This window comes from Halorussus salinus, assembly GCF_004765815.2.
Taxonomy (GTDB): Archaea; Halobacteriota; Halobacteria; order Halobacteriales; family Haladaptataceae; genus Halorussus; species Halorussus salinus.
On the sequence record NZ_SBIS02000007.1, the window covers coordinates 494,825 to 513,411 of the forward strand.

Consider the following 18,587-nt stretch of genomic DNA (forward strand, 5'->3'; position numbering starts at 1 on the left):
AGGGCATCAACGCTCTGTAAGCTGAGAGACAGAATTGTTACTTATTCTTCCGCAGACCGACTATCCGAACACTTCACCAGTCGCGTCGTCCAGCACGCCGACCGCCTCCCGAACGTCCTCCTCGTCGGCGCACAGCGGCGGCGCGACGACGAGTTGGAAGCCCGGTCGCCCGCCGCCGACCAGCACGCCCGCGTCCGTCGCGGCTTCTTTCACCGTCATCACGGGGTTGTCTCCACCCTCGTCCTCCTCGCCCGCCCACGGGTCCACGAACGGGTCGCCGGTCGCGGGGTCGGCGAACTCGACCGCCCAGAGGAGTCCCCGGCCGCGCACGTCGCAGACCTCCTCGTGGGTGTCGCCGAGCGCGCGGAGTTCCGATTCGAGCGTCGGGGCGACCGCTCGGGCGTTGTCGAGGAGTCGGTCGTCGTAGGCGTCCATCGCGGCGACCCCGGCGGCGCAGGCGACCGGGTGGCCAGCGAACGTCTGACCCACGTCGATGCCCTCCTCGCGGAGCGAGTCGCCGAGCGAGTCGCGGACGAGGACGCCCGCCAGCGGAGCGTACGCGCTGGTGACGCCCTTAGCGAACGTTATCATGTCGGGCTGGACCTCCTCGGCTTCGATGCCGAACCAGTCGCCACAGCGTCCGAAACCGGTGATGACCTCGTCGGAGATGAGGAGGATGTCGTACTCGTCGCAGAGGTCGCGGACGCGCTCGAAGTAGCCCGGCGGTGCCGGGAACGCCCCGCTGGTACCCCCGACCGGTTCCATCAGGACGGCGGCGACGGAGTCGGGGCCTTCGTTGCGAATCACGAATTCGAGGTGGTCGGCCGCCTTCTCGGCGAGGTCTTCGGGACTCTCGGCGTCGAACGCCGCCGGAATCGGCGGGAGGAACTTCCCGGAGCCGGAGGTCGCGGCGTAGCGTTCGACCGTGGCGCGGGTCTCGGGGTCGCCCGTGAGCGCCGCCGCGCCGTAGGTCGCGCCGTGGTACGACCGCCAGCGCGTCAGCACCTTCGGTGCGTCCTGTTCGGCGCGGGCGAACTGGACCGCCGCCTCGTTGGCCTCGCTCCCGGAGATGGCGAAGTACACCTCCGAGAGGTCGCCCGGCGCGATTTCGGCGAGTCGTCGGGCGAGTTCGGTGCGCGCGTCGTTGTGCTTCGAAGACGAGACGTAGGGAATCTTGCGGGCCTGTTCGGTCATCGCCTCGACGATGGTCTCCTCGCTGTGGCCAGCGTTGACGCAGTACAGTTGCGAGGCGAAATCGAGGTACTCCGTTCCCTCGTCGTCGTAGACGCGAACGCCGTCGCCGCGAACGAGGGTCGGTATCTCGCCGTCGCTATCGGACCAGTGAGGGAGACTTCTCCCTCTCGGGGTCTCCTCGACCGGCGTCGTCGGTCGGTCGCTTTCGGTCATATCACCCTGTCAGTCCCACCCGTGATAAACGTTCCCGACCGAACAGGTCCCGTCGGGAAGCTGTCAGGCCGGGAGGACGGCGGACGCGACAGCGGCGGCGTCGGGAATCAGGTCCGACGAGAGGACGACGTAGGCGAGTGCGAACAGCAAAGCGTCGTAGAAGCCGTGAACCAGAACCGGGACGACCAGATTGTCGGTCCAGACGTAGAGATAGCCGAGGAGAATCGAGAGACCGAACAGGACGACGAGCGTCACCGAGACGGCGAGGGGGTCGGGAGTCGCTATCCACGTCGTCGGCAGGTGGACCAGCGCGAACAGGACGCTGGTGAGGACGACCGCGGGACCGCGCGAGAACGCGCCGTCGAGGTAGGGCTGGATGACCCCGCGAAAGAGGAACTCCTCGGCCGGGCCGACCACCAGAACCGAGAGCGGGACGAGAACGAGGAGCGTCGCGAGGACGCCCTCCTCGGCGAGTTGCGTGACCGAGTTACCAGCGAGCGGAAGCCCGAGGGCCTGCACGGCCGCGATGGCGGCGAGTCGGTAAGCGAACAGCGCGACGGTCCCCGCGACGACGACCCCGAGCGCCCTGAGGTCCGGGATCCGAATCCGGAAGAAGTCGAGACTGTTGCCGGTCGCTCGGAGGAAGACGAGTCCGGCCGCGACGAATCCCAGTTCCGAGAGGACGAGCGCGACGACGAACTGCGCGACGGTGCCCAGCGAGACGACGAGGACGGGGACCGACAGCAGAACGCTGAAGACGACGCCGAGGAGCGTGAGCGCAGTCGCGACCCCGACGCGCCGGGCAGGGTTGACGGACTGGTGAGACATCACGAGTACTGACAACGCCCGATGGCAAGTAGCTTTTCGGGGGAAATCGCCCGCCGATGTCGGCGTGGTCGCCGGGCGGCGAGCCGACGAACGTTTAAACGGTCTCGAACCCTACAGGCGGATATGAAGTGGAAAACAGATTGGGGACTCCGGGGGCGCATGGCCCTGACGATGTTCCTGCTGTTCGCGCTGTACGTCGTCTTCATCGGTATTCTGAGTACGCAGTTTACGAACATCTTCTTCGCGGTCGCGCTACTGGGCAGTTTCTCCATCGCTCAGTTCTTCTTCAGCGACAAACTGGCGCTGTGGAGCATGGGCGCGAAGGAGGTGACCGAGGACGAGTATCCGGAACTCCACCGGACGCTCGGCCGCCTCTCCCAGCAGGCCGACCTGCCGAAACCGAAGGTCGCGGTCGTGGACAGTCGCGTCCCGAACGCGTTCGCCACGGGGCGCTCCCAGAAGAACGCCGCCGTCGCGGTCACGACCGGTCTCATGAACACGCTGGACGACGACGAGTTGGAGGGCGTGCTGGCCCACGAACTCGCGCACGTCAAGAACCGCGACGTGATGGTGATGACCATCGCGTCGTTCCTCTCGACCATCGCGTTTCTCGTGGTCCGGTGGGGCTGGTGGTTCGGCGGTGGCGGCGACAACCGCAATCAGGCTCCGGTCTGGGTCGCCATCGCCGCTTCGCTGGTGGTCTGGATAGTGAGCTTCGTCCTCATCCGGGCGCTCAGCCGCTACCGCGAGTTCGCCGCCGACCGCGGCGGAGCGACCATCACCGGCAAACCCTCGGCGCTGGCTTCCGCACTGATGACGATCGACGGGAGCATGAGCAAGGTCCCGAAGGAGGACTTCCGCGAGCAGTCCGAGATGAACGCCTTCTTCATCATCCCGCTGAAGAACGACTTCATCGGCAAGGTGTTCAGCACCCACCCCAGCACCGAGAAGCGCGTCGAGCGGTTGCGGGACCTCGAACGCCAGCTGTAGGCCGACGAGCCGGTGTGCCCGAACACTCTCGCGGTTCGGATTCGAGGTCCATCGTCCAAAGGTTTTTGCCACCCGATAAGTTATGTTTGGGTATGGCTACGGAGCAAGACGTCGATTCCTCCGAAGACCCCACGCTCGGCAACGGCGACGATCTGAGCGAACGAGTGGAGAAAATCGACGTCGAATCCGAAGAGACGTGCGACACGGACGAGATGCGCGAACTCCTCGACCTCTAATTTTTTCGATTTATTTATCAGGCAGTCGCATCATATGTGCGATGTCTGATGAGTAACGGTATCGGTGACGTCGTTCTCGTCAAGAAGTGGGTGTTCGAAGACCTCTCGTCGTCGTCGTTCGGCAAGGAGGAGAAGGAGGCGATTCTGGACGGCGTTGACGATATTCGAGAAGACCTCGTAACGTGGAATCGGCCGATTACGAAGTGTCTGAAGATTCTCGAAAATACCGGCTCCGAGACGATTTACCGCAGTCGAGACGGGGACCTTCGGTCCTACTACGTTCGCCGTGGCGGAACTATGTACTGCATCGGGGCTGGAAAACGCAGGAACACGTACGAACGTGACCTTCCACGGATGGTCGAACGCTCGAAAGACTACTGAATCGTTTACTGGTCGTCTATCGATGGCTGGCCTGTGCCGTCCCCTCGATTAACTCGTTGACTGACGAGGTAGCCGACCTTTTTATCCGAGAACCCGAAGGGAGAGCCATGGGACTGTTCGACGGACTGCGGGAAGTGCTGGGCATCCGGGCCGAGACCGACGCGACTCGGAAGGCCGACCCCGAGGACCTGTTCGGGATGAGTACGGCCTACGTCACGATGGAGGCCGAACTGGGCTACGAGGCGGTCGGCGAGGCGGCGCTCTGTTTCTCGGAAGTGGACAGCGCCGACTTCTCGGACGCCGTCGAGGAGGTCCACGAGATTCTGGAGGTCGGCGCGGAGGAGACCGGTACCGAGACCGAGGCCCACACCGACGACTACGGCTACTCGTGGGTGATTCTGCGCGACGACGACTTCGAGGACCTCGTGACCAGCCTCAACTTCGCCGCCGACACGCTGATGGAGCGGGGGTACGGCTCGCGGCTCCTCGCGGCCCTCTTTGCCTTCCGGGACACGTCGGGGCGACAGAAGGGCGGCGAGTACGCCTACTGGGCGTACTCGTTCCGCCGCGGGGCGTACTACCCGCTCGTGCCGAAGGGGACTAGCGACCGCGATTCGAGCGCGGAGTTCAAACTAGAGAGCAAACTCGACGGCGAACTCGACTTGGAGGAGAACAAGGAGTACTGGTACGCGCTCCTGCCGAGTACGCCCAACAGCCACCCGTGGGAGTAACGACCCGCTGACTCGACCGGGACCGCTCCCTCGAATCTCCTCGTTTTAAACTGCGTCAGACGAGCGTCGTTACCCCGCCGCCCGCATCCAATTTCACTTTCACTGCACTGTTAACGGGGGTTTATATGACGAGGCGCACAAGGCAGGCATACGATGGCAGCAGACGTAGACCTCGAAGAACTGCCGGGCGTCGGTCCGGCGACCGCAGAAAAGCTCCGAGACGCAGGCTTCGACTCCTACGAGGGTCTCGCAGTAGCAAGCCCCAGCGAACTGTCGAACACCGCCGACGTGGGCGACTCGACGGCCTCCGACATCGTGCAGGCGGCCCGCGAGGCCGCCGACGTGGGCGGGTTCGAGACCGGCGCGGCCGTGCTGGAGCGCCGCGAGAAGATTGGCAAACTCAAGTGGAAGATAGACGAGGTGGACGACCTGCTGGGCGGCGGCGTCGAGACCCAGTCGATTACGGAAGTCTACGGCGAGTTCGGTGCCGGGAAGTCCCAAGTCACCCACCAGCTCGCGGTCAACGTCCAACTGCCGCGCGAACACGGCGGCCTCGGCGGGAGCGCCATGTTCGTGGACAGCGAGGACACGTTCCGCCCCGAGCGTATCGACGACATGGTGAAAGGCCTGCCCGACGAGGCGATTCAGGCCGCGATGGACGAGCGGGAAATCGAGGGCACGCCCGACGACGACGAGGCGATGGAGGCGCTGGTCGAGGACTTCCTCGACAAGATTCACGTCGCCAAGGCGTTCAACTCCAACCACCAGATGCTCCTCGCGGAGAAGGCCCAAGAACTCGCCAACGAGACCCAAGACGACGAGTACCCCGTGCGGCTCCTCTGCGTGGACTCGCTGACCGCCCACTTCCGCGCGGAGTACGTCGGCCGAGGAGAACTCGCCGAGCGCCAGCAGAAGCTCAACAAGCACCTCCACGACCTCGACAAGGTGGGCAACCTCCACAACACCGCGGTCGTCGTGACGAATCAGGTCGCGTCGAACCCCGACTCGTTCTTCGGCGACCCGACCCAGCCCATCGGTGGCAACATCCTCGGTCACAAGTCCACGTTCCGCATCTACCTCCGCAAGTCGAAGGGCGACAAGCGTATCGTCCGACTGGTGGACGCGCCGAACCTCGCCGACGGCGAGGCCGTGATGCGCGTCGAGGACGCTGGCCTGAAACCCGAGTGAGCGCCTCGGCGTAGCGATTCGGTTTTCAGTTCTCGGCGGTTCTCCTCTCTTCTTTCTCTCGCTCGTCTCTCCTCTCGGTCGCTCCCGAGGCGCAGGTCAGGGTGCCGATAGAAATACGCAACGATGTTTGAAACAGCAAAAGGATGCTTTTGGAAATGCAGAGGAGGTGTGCTGTTTCGTCGGAAGCGACCCGCGCCGAACGAGGAGTCCGGCGGTCGGAACGGACCGCGACCCCAATCGGTGAGGGACGACCGGGCCACGAATCGGAGCGTGACCCGCCGAGTCGGCCACTTCCCCTTTACCCGCTGATATACTCTGTACGAGCGTATGAAGGCGCGGACCGCGTTCGCGACCGTTCTGGTTGGCGTTCTCGCCGTGTTGTCCCTCCTCGTCGTCAGGCCCTTCCTCGATTACGTCCTCGGCGCGATGCTGTTGGCGTTCGTCCTGACGCCGCTCCAGCGCCGCCTCGCGCCCGAGGTCGGTTCACGGCTCTCGGCGTTCTCGCTCGTCTCGCTGACCGTCCTGCTGTTCGTCGGGCCGATCGGTCTCTTCTTGCAGGTCGCGTTGAGTGACGTTGGCGAGTTACCGACCGAGGTCAGCGACCTGCCGACCTACCAGTCCGTCGAGCGAGTGGTCGAGCGCGTCGTCGGCGTCCAAATCGGCACGCGCTTCGACCAGCTCTTGGGGAGTTTCTCCTCGGCGCTCGCCGAGCGGAGTTCCGGGCTGGCCAGTGCCGGAGTCCACTTCACGCTCGGTGTCCTCCTACTGCTGTTTCTGCTGTACTACCTGCTCAAGGACGGCGACACGCTGGTCAACTGGGCCAAGCACGTCACGCCGCTCCCCCGAAGAGTCCAGAACGACCTCTACGCCGAGGCCGAAGAGGCCACGTGGGCGGTCCTGAAGGGGCACGTCTTCGTCGCTACCGTGCAGGGGTTCGTCTCCGGGCTCGGTCTCATCGCGCTCGGGATTCCGAACGCGGCGTTCTGGACCGTCGTGATGATGTTTCTGGCGATGGTCCCCATCGTCGGCGTCTCGCCGGTGTTGGGCGGCGCGACCATCTACCTCGTCGTGAACGGTCGAGTCCTCGAAGCCGCGCTGTTGGTCGTCTACGGCATGACCGTCGTCGCCGTGACCGACGACTACCTCCGGGCGCTGGTCATCGACAAGGAGTCGTCGCTCCACTCGGGGGTCATCCTGCTGGGCGTGTTCGGCGCGGCGTACTTCCTCGGAGCCGTCGGCATCTTCGTCGGTCCCATCGTCCTCGCGCTGTTCAAGGAGACCGTCGAAGTGTTCACCGACTACTACGACCTCGCGTAGGCGAGAATCCCCGGACTGCGAGCCGATAGCTATCGGCGTCGGAAAAAGCGAAAACGGGTCCGCTCACTCGTCGTCTTCTTCGGTCGTCGTCTTGTCCAGTTCCTTCTCGCCCTCGTAGATGTCCGCGCCGTCCTGTACCACCTTCTCGGCGAGGACCGCGCACTTGACCCGCATCGGGCTGATGTCCACCCCGAGCATGTCGATCACGTCGTCGCGGTCTAGCTCCTGCATCTCCTCGACGGTCATGCCCTGCAACTCGCCGGTCAGCATGCTCGCGCTGGCCTGACTGATGGCACAGCCGTCGCCCCGGAAGGCGACGGCGTTGATGACCTCCTCGTCGTCGTCGAGTTGCACGTCTATCCGTATCTCGTCGCCGCACATCGGGTTCTCGCCAGCGTGAGTGAACGTCTTCTCGTCCAGTTCCCCGTAGTTGCGGGGACTCTTGTAGTGGTCGAGAATCTGCTGGCGGTACATGTCCGAGCCCATGCCCATTGTTACTGCACGATAGGCGAGTCGGGCGTAAAAGCGTTCCGCAGGCGCAATCGGCCGTCTCAGCCCATGTGTCGTCAGACCACGCGCCGTCTCAGACCACGTATCCGATGAGTGCGGCGTCCAGCACCAGCAGGATTGCGACCAGCGAGTTCGTCCGGAACGACATCTTGAGTCGGGTCGGGAGTTCCCGGACGTTCTCCTCGCGGGCGCTCTTGGTCTCGTACCACGACCAGACGCTCGTCAGCGCGAAGATGCCGTACAGCGTCATCATGGCGATGAGCGCGGTCCCGCGCTGGCCGCCGGGCAGTTCGTTGTTGTAGAGGAGCCAAAGCGCGCCGCCACCCGAGGCACCCATCACGACGATGCCGCCGAGCGCGAACCACTTCAGCGAGTCCAGCACGTCGAGGGCGAACTCCGGCGAATCGTTGCGCCGGGCCGCGGGCAGGACCAACATTCCGGTCACGAGGTAGCCGCCGGTCCAGAGAACCGCCATCAGTACGTGAATCCCCATCACGGCCGCAATCGTCCAGTCTACCATGTCGGAAGGGTGTGACGGAACCGCCAAAAAGCGGCCGATTCTGGGCAGACCTCTCGAACGGACCTACAGTTCGCCCGCGGCCTCGCGCTCGAACCGGTCGGCGAACGCCGCGACGTACGCGGCGCGGTCGTCGGCCAGTTCCCAGCCAGCGTCGGTGTACATCCGGTCGGGGAGGTCGAGAATCTTCTCGTGAATGTGGTTGAACTGGGTCTCCCCGGCGGCCGAGTCGTCGGCTTCCGGCGGCAGGTCGGGGTCGTACAGCGGTTGGCCGAGTTCCCCGCCGTAGGCGAAGACGCGCGCGATTCCGACCGCGCCGAGGGCGTCGAGGTTGTCGGCGTCGGAGAGAATCTTCGCCTCGCGGGTCTCGGGGGCCACGTCGTTGGAGTAGCGATGCGCCCGGATGCAGTGTCGGACCTCCTCGATGGTCTCGGCGTCCGCGTCGAGTTCACGAAGAACGTCGTCGGCCTCGTCGGCACCCCACTCGGCGTGGTCCTCGATTTCGCCGCAGTCCTCCTTCGAACGACCGATATCGTGGAGCCAGACCGCCGCGAAGAGTACGTCTTCGTCTATCTGTTTCCCGTCCGCCTCGACCAGCGTCTCGGCGAGTCTGGCGACGCGCCGGACGTGATGCCAGTCGTGGGCTGGCGAGGCTCCGTCGAAGTAGGTCCGTGCGCGTTCGCGTACGTCGTCTCGCATGGCTGGCCGGACGCAGGGCGGTCGCAAAAACGGTTGGAAATCAGGCGAACAGTTCGCGGGCGCTGTCGAGGGCGTCGATCAGCGCGTCTATCTCGTCGGTCGTGTTGTAGAGGTAGAACGACGCGCGCGCCGAGGCCGCCACGCCCAACTTGTCGTGGAGCGGTTGCGTGCAGTGGTCGCCCGCCCGGATGGCGACGGCGTGGTCGTTCATGATGGACGCGAGGTCGTGGGCGTGGACCGAATCGAGGTTGAACGAGACCAGTCCGCCGCGGTCAGTCGGGTTCGTCGGGCCGTAGAGTTCGATGTCGTCGAACTCGGCCATCCGGTCGAGGGCGTATTCGGCCAGCGACTCCTCGTGGCGCTGAATCGCGGTCATGCCGATGTCGTCCAGATACTCGACCGCCTCGGCGAAGCCGACGCCTTGGGCGATGAGCGGCGTGCCGGGTTCGAACTTCCACGGCAGGTCGTGCCACGTCGAGTCCTCGAACTCGACTTTCCGAATCATGCCGCCGCCGTACTGGAACGGCTCCATCTCGTCCAGAATCTCCTGTTTGCCGTAGAGGCCGCCGATGCCGGTCGGTCCGGCCATCTTGTGCGCCGAGAAGGCGTAGAAGTCGGCGTCGATGTCCTTCACGTCCACCGGGCGGTTCGGAACCGCTTGGGCACCGTCCACGAAGATGTACGAATCGTGGTCGTGGGCGAGGTCCGCGAGTTCGGCGACGGGGTTGACGGTCCCGAGCGTGTTCGAGACGTGGACGACGCTGACCATCTCGGTGTCGTCGGTGATGAGGTCCGCGGCGGCGTCCATGTCGAGATACCCCTCGTCGGTGACGGGGATGTACTTCACGTCCGCGCCGGTTCGCTTGCCGATCTGTTGCCACGTCACCAGCGAAGCGTGGTGTTCCATCTCGGTCAGGACGATTTCGTCGCCCGGCCCGAGTTCGTTCAGCCCCCACGCGTAGGCCACCAAGTTCTCGGCCTCGGTGGTGTTCTTCGTGAATATCATCTCCTCGCGGCCGTCGGCACCGACGAACTCCGCCACCGTGTCGTGGGCCTCCTCGTAGGCCTCGGAGGCCTCTTGGCTCAGTTGGTGGATGCCCCGGTGGACGTTCGCGTTGTAGTGGCGGTAGTAGTCGGCGATGGCGTCGATGACCCGATTCGGCGTCTGACTCGTCGCGCCGTTGTCGAGGTAGACGAGTTGCTCGCCGTCGAACTCCCGCTGGAGAATCGGGAAGTCCTCCCGAATCCGCGCCACGTCGAGCGCGTCCGATTGTTGCAGTCCCATTGTCGGTAAGTAGGGTTTCGAGCAAGAACATTCCTTCGGTCCCGACGGCAGTGCGTAACCGGAACCGGTTTCGTCCGCGCGTCTCCCGCCGGGAACGGCCGATGCCGTCCGCGCGTCTCCCGTCGGGGACGGGGTTAATAGCCTGCGCCCCTACCTCACGATATGGTCTCGAAACGACGACTCGGCGCGAGTCTCCTCCTGCTGGGGTTGGCGTTCGTCGGCGCGTTCCACGCCGTCGCCGCCATCGCATTCGACACCGGATTGGCCTCGGTGGGCGCGGGACTGGCGGGCATCTCGGTGCTGTCGCTGATGGTCGTCAATCTCCCGATGCTCGGCGAGGGAAGCGGAGACGAAACCGAGGAGGACGACGCGGACGCCGACGCCGCGGACGACTGAGATAGACGCGGACGACCGAGACGGACTGTCCACGAAGACGGACGTTCTAGGGGAACTACGTCCCGAGCGTCCGAAATCCCAGTATGGTCTCGACTCCTCGACTCGGCGCGACCGCACTGCTCGGCGGCGGCGCACTGGTCGGCACGCTCTCGCTGACGACGCCGCTGTTCGGCGACGGACTGGGCGACGCTGGCCTGACTCTCCTCGGACTCCTCGTGTTGGCGTCGCTCGGCGTGCCCCTCCTCTTCTGGAACGACGGAGAGAGCGGCGACGACGTAGATAGCGACGAGAACGACGAGGATAGTGACGAAGACGACGAGGAGGACAACGACGACGAAAATAGCGACGCAGACAGCGATGATGAAGACAGGGACAGCGACGACGAAGACGATGACGACGACGTAGACAGCGACGGGAACGAGGCGGGCGACGACGATTGAATCGGTTCGGAAATCCCGCTACACCCCCTTCGAGCCTACATCCGGAGGAGTTGCGCGTGGCGCGTCGTCTCGACGTTCAAGACGTTCTCCTCGTCCACGAACCCCTCCCGAATCGCCAACTCGACCGCCTCGGTTCCCACGAGGTTCGCCACCGAGGCGCGAGCGAGACTGTCCACGACGGTCTGCTCGTCTACTTCGTCGCCGCCGTAGAACTCCTCGGTGACGGTCAGCGAGACGCCGTCCTCCTCGAAAGTCTCGCCCAGCACGTCGTCGTCGCAGACGGCCACGAGGAGTCCCTCGTCGGTCTCGCGCTCGTTGAGTATCATCGCTCCTGTCGCTGTTCCTCTTGGTCGATGAGTTCCTGCTCGGCCTGCTCGCGGAGGTCTTCGGCTTCTTCGGCTATCTCCTCGGCCTCGTCGTACTGGCCGAGTTCTTCGAGCGCGCGGGCCTTCTCGTCTAACACCTGCGAGTTGCGGAGACCGAGGCGAATGGCGTTTTCGAGGCTGTTCAGCGCGTCCTCGGCGAGACCGCGTTCCAGTAGGAAGAACCCGCGGTTGAACCACGCTTCGGCGAATCGCTCGTCAATCTCGACGGCCTTCTCGGCGTGTTCGAGCGCCTGCTCGCTCCGGCCCGACTCCCAGAGCGCGTAGGCCAGATTCGTCTCGGCGGTCGCGGCGTGTTCGCTCTCGGCGTCGATGTTGATGGCTTCGCGGTAGTCACCGATGGCGGCGTCCCACTCGTCGAGTTCGGCGTGGGCCGCGCCCTTGTTCGTCCACGCTTCCTGTTCGAGTTTGCTGTCCTCAGGGGCGTACTGGGCCGCGCGCTCGAAGGTGTCGGCGGCCTGCTCGAACCGGTTTATCTGCATGTAGTTCAGGCCCACGTCGATGAGTTGCGCGACATCTATCTCGTCGTCGTTGACGTTCTGGTCGTCCAGCAGGTCGGCGACGACGCGCGAGTCCACCGGGTCCACCTTGTCGGGGTCCACGTCCAGTTCGGGCGGGTCGAGGTCGAACCCCTCGTAGGGGTCGTCGAACCGCTCGTCCTCGGAGAAGTCGTGGTCCTCGGGGTCAGTCATGTCTCGGTGTTTGGCGTTCGGCGGGGTTAAGAACTACGCTATCGAGATTCCGGACGTGCATGTTCGAAGCCCTCTCGGGAGCGTTTCACCGTCTCGCTTATTTTCTCGGCTTCGTCCGTGGACCACGCGCCGACATTGATAGGGGCTTCCTCGTCGGCCAGTCGGCGCAGAAGTTCGTCCCACGTCTCGTCTTCTTCTTTCATCCGAGAGAGCCTATCCTTCGTGCCCTCGGTGATTGGGATGGTCGCACTCATTTACTCACGCCGTGTACGTGAAGACACAGAATCGTTTCGCTGTCGAGAATCGTTCGTACCGGACAGCGGCCCGTTACTCGCTTCGCGTCCGGACCGCGGTGCCCGAGAGGTTGACCCACAGCATCCCCTCGGCCATCTCCTCGTAGTCGAACGACGCGCCCACCACGGCGTCGGCACCGAGGTCTTCCGCTTCCGCGCGGAGGTCGGCGACGGCCTCCTCGCGGCCCGTCTCTATCTTCTTCTCGTAAGACCCGCTCCGGCCGCCGACCACGTCGCGGATGCCCGCCGCGATGTCGCTGACGACGTTCGCGCCGATGACCGCCTCGCCCGAGACGACGCCGAGGTACTCCGAGACTTCGCGGCCGTCGAGACCGTCCGTGGTCGTGATAGTGACTTCTGTCATACAGTTCTAATTTCGAGGAGTGCGGAGATAAAGACGCCGTGAAGCTTGCAGACACGACGCACGGAACTGGGCGGTGAGACCGCTCCTCGACACCTAGGTTCAAGCCCGCGGACGACCAGTAGCCGACCATGCGACTGTTCGTCAGCATCGACCTCCCCGAGGAGTTCGCCGCGGAAGTCGAGGCGGTCCAAGACGAGTTCGCCGACGCCTCGGGGCTGAGCTTCACCGACCCCGAGCAGGCCCACGTCACCGTCAAGTTCCTCGGCGACGTGACCCGCGGAGAACTCCCGCGGGTGAAAAACGCCCTCCGGCGGGCAATCGAGGAGTCCGGGGTCGAACCGTTCGAGGCCACCTACGAGGGACTGGGCGTGTTTCCCGGTCTCGGCTACATCCAAGTCCTCTGGCTCGGCGTCGGCGCGGGGAGCGACGAGATGACCAGCCTCCACGAGGCCGTCGAGCGCGAGGTGACGCGTCTGGGCTTCGACCCCGAGGACCACGACTTCACGCCCCACGTCACCCTCGCGCGGATGGAACACGCCGGGGGCAAGGAGCTGGTACAGGAGAACGTCGAGGAACTGGCCCCGACCGTGGGCACGACCGACGTGACCGAGATTCGACTGACCGAGAGCGTCCTGACCGACGACGGCCCGGAGTACTCGACGGTCGAGTCGTTCGCGCTCGGCGACGGCGAGTGACGAGTCGGGGGAGCGCGACGAACCGGCGGACGCGCCGGAGCGCGACCGGCCGCAAAGCAACACGATTTTAAGCTACGGCGGGAAAGAGCATGGTACCATGAGTAAGAAATCGAAGGCGAAGAAAAAGCGCCTGTCTAAGCTCGACCGGCAGAACAGCCGCGTTCCCGCGTGGGTCATCATGAAGACCGACCGCGAGACGCAGCGCAACCCCAAGCGCCGAAACTGGCGGCGTAACGACACCGACGAATAATGAGCGCCAACGACTTCGAGGAGCGCGTCATCACGGTGCCGCTCCGCGACGCCAAGGCCGCGGCGAAACACGAGCGCGCCGACAAGGCGATGACGCTCGTCCGCGACCATCTCGCACAGCACTTCAAAGTAGACGACGACGAAGTCCGCCTCGACCCCTCGATAAACGAGGCCGTCTGGTCGCGCGGTCGCAAGAAGCCCCCGAGCAAGCTTCGCGTCCGCGCCGCCCGGTTCGAGGAGGAAGGCGAGACGGTCGTCGAAGCGGAACACGCCGAGTAGAGCTTTGCTCCGCGCCGCTTTCGTCGGGTCGTCGTACGTCGGTGTCTTCGCACGCGCTACCGACGAGTATCTGCTGGTTCGCCCCGACTTGGACGACGATATCGTCGCCGACGTGAGCGACGAACTGGAGGTGGACGCCATCGAGACGACGGTCGGAGGCTCCTCGACCGTCGGCGCGCTGGCGGTCGGCAACGAGAACGGCCTGCTGGTCAGCAGTCGCGTCACCGACCGCGAGCGCGACCGCATCGCCGAGGCCGCAGACGCCGAAGTAGTCGAACTGCCGGGCAAAATCAACGCCGCGGGCAACGTCGTCCTCGCCAACGACGAGGGTGCCTACGTCCACCCGGACCTGCCCCGCGAGGCGATGCAGGCAGTCGAGGAGGCCCTCGAAGTGGACGTGGAGCGCGGCGAACTCGCCGACGTGCGGACGGTCGGCACCGCCGCGGTCGCCACGAACCACGGCGTCCTCTGTCACCCGAAGGCGACCGACGCCCAACTCGACCGACTGGAGGAGGTGCTGGGCGTGCCCGCCGACATCGGCACCATCAACTACGGCGCGCCGCTGGTCGGGTCGGGCCTGCTGGCCAACGAACACGGCTACGTCGTCGGACAGGAGACGACCGGGCCGGAGTTAGGCCGCATCGAGCAGTCGCTCGGTTACATCGAGTAGCGCCTTCGTCAGGCTGTCGGGACAGCGTATCGTCTGATTTCTCTTCCAAATCGCTCCTCGGTGGTGTCTTCACGACAAGAATTATGATTAAGGAGACGATAGTCAAGTATATATGAAACAGTCGAAAGACATCCCGACTGCCGAGGAGGTCGCATCGGCGGCGGGTGGAGACGTGGACACCGCCGAGGATGCACTGCGTGCAGTCCAGTTCAAAGACGAATAGAGATATTCGAGGCTAGTTCTAGTTGCCGAATTTATATATGAGTTCGTACGAGTACGAGATACAGGCACTCTACGAAGCAAACGTTCTGCCAGCGAACACGCTTTCTCAGTCGGCCGCAACGCGACTTACGGCCGCGAAGCGCGTACTCGACCAGAACTACTACGAAGTCAAACAGTACATCAACGGTGACCTCGAAACCAATCCGGTGTACATCTGTCCGGAAGACTCACGCGAAGATGCGGGATTCGAGGTACTCCGTCTACTCCACAACTATCTCTCGTCTCTCTACTCGTTCAACGAGACGATACGGGTCGTTTTCAACCAGAACACGGCGGATGGAGTCGAACTTACGAGCGGTTCGTTTACCCCTGCTACCGGTGGCACCGAAGAGTCGTACTACGCTCGGAAGCTAAGTTTCCTGAGAGGACTGCGAACTGATTTTCAGCACGGGGGATTCTCCAGTCTTTCGTTCGAAAAAGTGGGTGACCTAGGCAACTTCGCAGGGTATCACGTCGAATTTGACAGCGAGACGTTCGTCGAGGACAGTGGTCTCCGCGACCCCAAACGATTTTTGCGGCACACGAACGGCAACGAACAGCGATACCCACTGTGCTTCATCGAACAGTTCCAGACCGGTCAGTTGCAATCGTTTTACCACGATGTCGAAGAGTGGTTCGACTGAACTCTCGAAGAGAAACCCTTGTTTCCCAGCAACTTCGTCATTCTCGTTGACTCGTCCTCGAAGTGGTCGAACCGAAGTTGGGCGGTATCGAGCAGTCGCTCGGCTACATCGAGTAGTCAATCGGCGTGCCAGACGAGACTGTTTCCGATTTTCTCGCTTCTAACGACACCGTCCTCTTCGAGTTTGTTCAGGTAGTAGTAGGCAGAATCGTATCCACAGCCTACTCTCTCGGCGACGGTCGTCGTCGCGGTGTCGAGGTATTCGACCGCGCTCGCAAAGTCCTCTTCAGAGGGCTGTTCGTCTCGATTCGAGGGGTGCGGGTCGAGGTTTACCACGCTTCGATGTCGTAGCGGCCGAGAGATAAGTATCAGCTAAATATATATTGAAGGGACGGGGATTCCGTGCCTCGTCACGAAACAACCACTCACTCCTCGTCGTCCCCGTCCTCGCGGCGCTCGCTGAGGTGTTCCCAAATCTCCGTACACCCCGCCCCGTCCTCCACGTCCGAGAGGTGGCTCCGTTCCCGGTCGGCGTCGCTGTCCTCGGACTCGTCGGCGGCGGCCTGCTCGTCGAGTGTCTCCTCGGCGGTCATTACCGGTCGATAAGCGGACGACGCGGTTAAACCCGCGCTCAGGCGTAATCGCTACCGATGCTCCCTTTCGGAGGCGGTTCTTTCCGGTAGTCGTGACGCGGATGAATCGTCGCTGGCGGGCCGGAGACGGCCGGAGAGCTTCGTCTGGCGGCGTTCGAACGTCTCGGCGGCGAGTCGGAGCGTCAACGAATCCGACGACACTCGGCAACAGTCGCGGGCGACGACAGTCTTACTCGCTGGCTGGGCGTCCGTGTGAGCATGGTCGTCTCCATCCACCAGTTAGACGACGGCGCGTGGCTCAGCGTCAACGACTCGCGGTCGGTCCCCGTGAGCGAACTCTGGCTCCTCGCGCGCCACGACTTCTGTGACTGCGAACCCGCCGACTTCCTCGCGGAGGGGTTCGTGGAGGTCGGCGTCGATTGGCCCGACGTGGAGGGCCGCATCGCCGGGCAGTGCGTACAGTGCGGCGCGAGCGGTGTCACCGACTGGCTGGCGCTGGGTCGCGTCGAGCGCGGGACCGAGGAGTTCCGCCGAGTGGACCCGTCGGGCGTCCACGTCCCCGAGCGTCGGCGGCGACTGGCCACCGCCTCGGAGTAGGCCCTCCTCGGAGGAGGCCGACGAGGGCGTCTCCGACCCCGGCAATCCCCGCCGGTTGGCGGGAGCCTCGGGGAAGTTTGACGGGGGAATCGCGCCTTTAGGGTCTCCTCGCGTTGGAACGCTCATGCCGAGCAAAGTCGAAAGCTGGAAGGACGAACTCTACGGGGTGGAGATTCGGGACCACCTCGAACGCTTCGCCGACGAGGGGTGGGACGCCATCCCGGAGGACGAACACGACGCGTGGTTCGAGCGGTTCAAGTGGTGGGGCCTGTACCACCAGCGGAAGGGCCAAGAGTCGTACTTCATGATGCGCGTCGGCGTGCCGATGGGTCGCCTGACGCCCGAGCAGTTGCGCGTCGTCGGCGAGGTGGCCCGCGAGTACGCCACCGGCCCGGTGGACAATCCGGAGTTCGGCGACGCCTACGCCGACTTCACGACGCGCCAGTCGATTCAGCTCCACTGGATAAAGGTCGAGGACGTGCCCGACATCTTCGAGAAGTTGGAGTCGGTGGGTCTCGGCACGATTCAGGCCTGCGGCGACTCGTGGCGCAACATCGTCGGTTCCCCCGTCGCAGGTCGGGACGCCGACGAACTGCTGGACGTGTGGCCCGTCGTGCAGGAACTCCACGACGAGTTCAAGGGCAACGACCTCTACGAGAACCTGCCCCGCAAGTGGAAGGTCGCGGTCACGGGCGACACCCGCGGCGCGGGACAGGGCGACATCAACGACCTCGCCTTCGAGCCAGCGCTCAAGGAAGTCGAGAGCGAGGAGGGAGACAGCGAGAACGGAGACGGCGAGGGAACCACCGAAGAAATCGCCGGGTTCAACGTCCGGGTCGGCGGCGGTCTCGCCCGGAAGGAACCCCGGTTCGCCCGCGACATCGACGTGTTCTGCCGCCCGGAGAACGCCAGCGAGGTCGCCGCGGGCCTCTCGGGGCTGTTCCGGGACTACGGCGACCGCGACGACCGGTTCAGCGCCCGCATGAAGTTCCTCGTGGACGAGTGGGGCACCGAGAAGGTCCGCGAGACCTTGCAGGACGAGTACGTCGAGTACGACCTCCCGACCGCGGGCGAGAATCTGCGCGAGCAGTACGACTACAACGCCGGACGCGCCGACTCGCCCGGCGACTACGTGGGCGTCCACGACCAGCACGACGGCGACAACTTCGTCGGTCTCTCGGTGCTGGTCGGCCGGATGGCCGCCGAGGACGTAATCGCACTCGCCGACCTCGCGGAATCCTACGGCTCGGAGATGATAGGCGTCACCCAGCGCCAGAACCTCATCGTCGGCGACATCGCCGACGACGACTTGGACGACTTTCTCGACGAATCGCTCCTCGACGAGTACTCGCCGGACCCCCATCCCTTCCTCCGCGGGTCCATCGCCTGCACCGGGACCGAGTACTGCTCGCTGTCCATCGTGGAGACGAAAAACCGGATGGTCCGCTACGGCCGCTGGCTCAAGGAGAACGTCTCGGTTCCCGAGGGCGTCGAGGACTTCCACATCCACCTCTCGGGCTGTACGGCCTCCTGCGCGCAACCGCAAATCGCGGACATCTCGCTCCGCGGGATGAAGGCGCGCAAGGACGGCGAACCGGTCGAGGCCTTCGACGTTGGTCTGGGCGGCGGACTCGGCGAGAATCCGGAGTTCGCCGACTGGGTCGAGATGCGCGTCCCCGCCGACGAGATTCCGGGGTACGTTCGCAACCTCCTCTCGACGTTCGAGGAGCAACGCGACGAGGGCGAGAGCTTCCGGGACTTCGTTCGGGACCGCGACGAGGAGGAGATGCAGGCCCTCGCCGACCCCGAGGAGACCGACTACGAGGACCCCTACATGCACAACACGAAGATGACGTGGTATCCCTACGCCGACGAGGACGAGATGGCCGACTCGCCCGCGCCGACCGACGGGCAGGGAGCGCCGCTTTCGGGGGACGACTGAG

27 protein-coding genes are annotated in these 18,587 nt (G+C 64.3%); 15 read left to right on the plus strand and 12 right to left on the minus strand.

Annotated elements, in window-relative coordinates; genetic code table 11:
• Positions 1 to 60 precede the first annotated feature (60 nt).
• The gene (locus tag EPL00_RS16075) at positions 61 to 1,407 is read right to left on the minus strand and encodes an aminotransferase family protein (protein WP_135853419.1); all 1,347 of its coding nucleotides are present in this window, start codon (positions 1,405 to 1,407) and stop codon (positions 61 to 63) included.
• A gap of 63 nt (positions 1,408 to 1,470) precedes the next feature.
• Positions 1,471 to 2,235 carry a CPBP family intramembrane glutamic endopeptidase gene (locus tag EPL00_RS16080; protein WP_135853418.1) on the minus strand — a complete coding sequence of 255 codons (765 nt, stop codon included), beginning with the start codon at positions 2,233 to 2,235 and terminating at the stop codon, positions 1,471 to 1,473.
• Positions 2,236 to 2,358: 123 nt separating this feature from the next.
• On the opposite strand from EPL00_RS16080, the gene htpX reads away from it, so the two are divergent.
• The 6 genes from htpX (at position 2,359) to EPL00_RS16110 (ending at position 7,078) form a co-directional block, all read left to right on the plus strand.
• Positions 2,359 to 3,225: a zinc metalloprotease HtpX gene (gene htpX, locus EPL00_RS16085; RefSeq protein WP_135853417.1), complete on the plus strand. Its 867-nt coding sequence runs from the start codon at positions 2,359 to 2,361 to the stop codon at positions 3,223 to 3,225.
• Positions 3,226 to 3,317: 92 nt separating this feature from the next.
• Positions 3,318 to 3,461 carry a hypothetical protein gene (locus EPL00_RS16090; RefSeq protein ID WP_162224246.1) on the plus strand — a complete coding sequence of 48 codons (144 nt, stop codon included), beginning with the start codon at positions 3,318 to 3,320 and terminating at the stop codon, positions 3,459 to 3,461.
• 48 nt (positions 3,462 to 3,509) lie between these two features.
• Positions 3,510 to 3,842: a hypothetical protein gene (locus EPL00_RS16095; RefSeq protein ID WP_135853416.1), complete on the plus strand. Its 333-nt coding sequence runs from the start codon at positions 3,510 to 3,512 to the stop codon at positions 3,840 to 3,842.
• 107 nt (positions 3,843 to 3,949) lie between these two features.
• Positions 3,950 to 4,573 carry a PspA-associated protein PspAB gene (pspAB, locus tag EPL00_RS16100; RefSeq protein WP_135853415.1) on the plus strand — a complete coding sequence of 208 codons (624 nt, stop codon included), beginning with the start codon at positions 3,950 to 3,952 and terminating at the stop codon, positions 4,571 to 4,573.
• A 153-nt stretch (positions 4,574 to 4,726) separates the two neighbouring features.
• Positions 4,727 to 5,761, plus strand: a complete 1,035-nt coding sequence (gene radA, locus EPL00_RS16105; RefSeq protein WP_135853414.1) for a DNA repair and recombination protein RadA — start codon at positions 4,727 to 4,729, stop codon at positions 5,759 to 5,761.
• Positions 5,762 to 6,088: 327 nt separating this feature from the next.
• Positions 6,089 to 7,078: an AI-2E family transporter gene (locus EPL00_RS16110; RefSeq protein ID WP_135853413.1), complete on the plus strand. Its 990-nt coding sequence runs from the start codon at positions 6,089 to 6,091 to the stop codon at positions 7,076 to 7,078.
• Between the two features lie 63 nt (positions 7,079 to 7,141).
• On the opposite strand, the gene sufU is transcribed toward EPL00_RS16110, so the two are convergent.
• From sufU to EPL00_RS16130, 4 genes are all read right to left on the minus strand, one after another.
• Positions 7,142 to 7,570, minus strand: a complete 429-nt coding sequence (sufU, locus tag EPL00_RS16115; RefSeq protein WP_135853412.1) for a Fe-S cluster assembly sulfur transfer protein SufU — start codon at positions 7,568 to 7,570, stop codon at positions 7,142 to 7,144.
• A 91-nt stretch (positions 7,571 to 7,661) separates the two neighbouring features.
• A complete protein-coding gene (locus EPL00_RS16120; protein WP_135853411.1) occupies positions 7,662 to 8,108 on the minus strand; it encodes a hypothetical protein in 447 nt (148 codons plus the stop codon).
• 63 nt (positions 8,109 to 8,171) lie between these two features.
• The gene (locus EPL00_RS16125) at positions 8,172 to 8,804 is read right to left on the minus strand and encodes an HD domain-containing protein (RefSeq protein WP_135853410.1); all 633 of its coding nucleotides are present in this window, start codon (positions 8,802 to 8,804) and stop codon (positions 8,172 to 8,174) included.
• 40 nt (positions 8,805 to 8,844) lie between these two features.
• Complete coding sequence (locus EPL00_RS16130; protein WP_135853409.1) at positions 8,845 to 10,089, minus strand: aminotransferase class V-fold PLP-dependent enzyme; 1,245 nt, start codon at positions 10,087 to 10,089, stop codon at positions 8,845 to 8,847.
• Between the two features lie 162 nt (positions 10,090 to 10,251).
• On the opposite strand from EPL00_RS16130, the gene EPL00_RS16135 reads away from it, so the two are divergent.
• Both EPL00_RS16135 and EPL00_RS16140 read left to right on the plus strand, forming a co-directional pair.
• Complete coding sequence (locus EPL00_RS16135) at positions 10,252 to 10,485, plus strand: hypothetical protein (protein WP_135853408.1); 234 nt, start codon at positions 10,252 to 10,254, stop codon at positions 10,483 to 10,485.
• 83 nt (positions 10,486 to 10,568) lie between these two features.
• The gene (locus EPL00_RS16140; RefSeq protein ID WP_135853407.1) at positions 10,569 to 10,925 is read left to right on the plus strand and encodes a hypothetical protein; all 357 of its coding nucleotides are present in this window, start codon (positions 10,569 to 10,571) and stop codon (positions 10,923 to 10,925) included.
• 35 nt (positions 10,926 to 10,960) lie between these two features.
• Here EPL00_RS16140 and EPL00_RS16145 read toward each other — a convergent pair whose 3' ends face one another.
• The 4 genes from EPL00_RS16145 to EPL00_RS16160 form a co-directional block, all read right to left on the minus strand.
• A complete protein-coding gene (locus tag EPL00_RS16145; RefSeq protein ID WP_135853406.1) occupies positions 10,961 to 11,251 on the minus strand; it encodes a DUF424 domain-containing protein in 291 nt (96 codons plus the stop codon).
• On the minus strand, positions 11,248 to 12,000 hold the full coding sequence (locus EPL00_RS16150; RefSeq protein ID WP_135853405.1) for a tetratricopeptide repeat protein: 753 nt from the start codon (positions 11,998 to 12,000) through the stop codon (positions 11,248 to 11,250). Before EPL00_RS16150 ends, EPL00_RS16145 begins: the two co-directional genes overlap by 4 nt.
• Positions 12,001 to 12,038: 38 nt before the next feature.
• Entirely contained in the window at positions 12,039 to 12,254 is a 216-nt protein-coding gene (locus EPL00_RS16155; RefSeq protein ID WP_135853404.1) for a DUF7557 family protein, read from the minus strand.
• A gap of 73 nt (positions 12,255 to 12,327) precedes the next feature.
• The gene (locus EPL00_RS16160) at positions 12,328 to 12,657 is read right to left on the minus strand and encodes a YbjQ family protein (protein ID WP_135853403.1); all 330 of its coding nucleotides are present in this window, start codon (positions 12,655 to 12,657) and stop codon (positions 12,328 to 12,330) included.
• A gap of 128 nt (positions 12,658 to 12,785) precedes the next feature.
• Between EPL00_RS16160 and thpR the strand changes: the two genes are divergently transcribed.
• The 5 genes from thpR to EPL00_RS16185 all read left to right on the plus strand — a co-directional run bounded on the left by thpR (position 12,786) and on the right by EPL00_RS16185 (position 15,455).
• A complete protein-coding gene (thpR, locus tag EPL00_RS16165) occupies positions 12,786 to 13,352 on the plus strand; it encodes an RNA 2',3'-cyclic phosphodiesterase (protein WP_135853402.1) in 567 nt (188 codons plus the stop codon).
• A 97-nt stretch (positions 13,353 to 13,449) separates the two neighbouring features.
• Positions 13,450 to 13,602, plus strand: a complete 153-nt coding sequence (locus EPL00_RS16170) for a 50S ribosomal protein L39e (RefSeq protein ID WP_128476843.1) — start codon at positions 13,450 to 13,452, stop codon at positions 13,600 to 13,602.
• Positions 13,602 to 13,880, plus strand: coding sequence for a 50S ribosomal protein L31e (locus EPL00_RS16175; RefSeq protein ID WP_135853401.1), 279 nt, complete (start codon positions 13,602 to 13,604; stop codon positions 13,878 to 13,880). Before EPL00_RS16170 ends, EPL00_RS16175 begins: the two co-directional genes overlap by 1 nt.
• A gap of 4 nt (positions 13,881 to 13,884) precedes the next feature.
• Entirely contained in the window at positions 13,885 to 14,550 is a 666-nt protein-coding gene (locus tag EPL00_RS16180; protein WP_135853400.1) for a translation initiation factor IF-6, read from the plus strand.
• Positions 14,551 to 14,810: 260 nt separating this feature from the next.
• Positions 14,811 to 15,455, plus strand: a complete 645-nt coding sequence (locus tag EPL00_RS16185; RefSeq protein WP_135853399.1) for a hypothetical protein — start codon at positions 14,811 to 14,813, stop codon at positions 15,453 to 15,455.
• A gap of 116 nt (positions 15,456 to 15,571) precedes the next feature.
• Here EPL00_RS16185 and EPL00_RS16190 read toward each other — a convergent pair whose 3' ends face one another.
• Entirely contained in the window at positions 15,572 to 15,790 is a 219-nt protein-coding gene (locus EPL00_RS16190; protein WP_135853398.1) for a transcriptional regulator, read from the minus strand.
• An 89-nt stretch (positions 15,791 to 15,879) separates the two neighbouring features.
• Positions 15,880 to 16,047, minus strand: a complete 168-nt coding sequence (locus tag EPL00_RS23615; protein WP_202932667.1) for a hypothetical protein — start codon at positions 16,045 to 16,047, stop codon at positions 15,880 to 15,882.
• Positions 16,048 to 16,305: 258 nt separating this feature from the next.
• Between EPL00_RS23615 and EPL00_RS16195 the strand changes: the two genes are divergently transcribed.
• Together EPL00_RS16195 and EPL00_RS16200 are read left to right on the plus strand one after the other, a co-directional pair.
• Entirely contained in the window at positions 16,306 to 16,644 is a 339-nt protein-coding gene (locus EPL00_RS16195; RefSeq protein WP_135853397.1) for a hypothetical protein, read from the plus strand.
• 124 nt (positions 16,645 to 16,768) lie between these two features.
• Entirely contained in the window at positions 16,769 to 18,586 is a 1,818-nt protein-coding gene (locus EPL00_RS16200; protein ID WP_135853396.1) for a nitrite/sulfite reductase, read from the plus strand.
• Position 18,587: the final 1 nt, after the last annotated feature.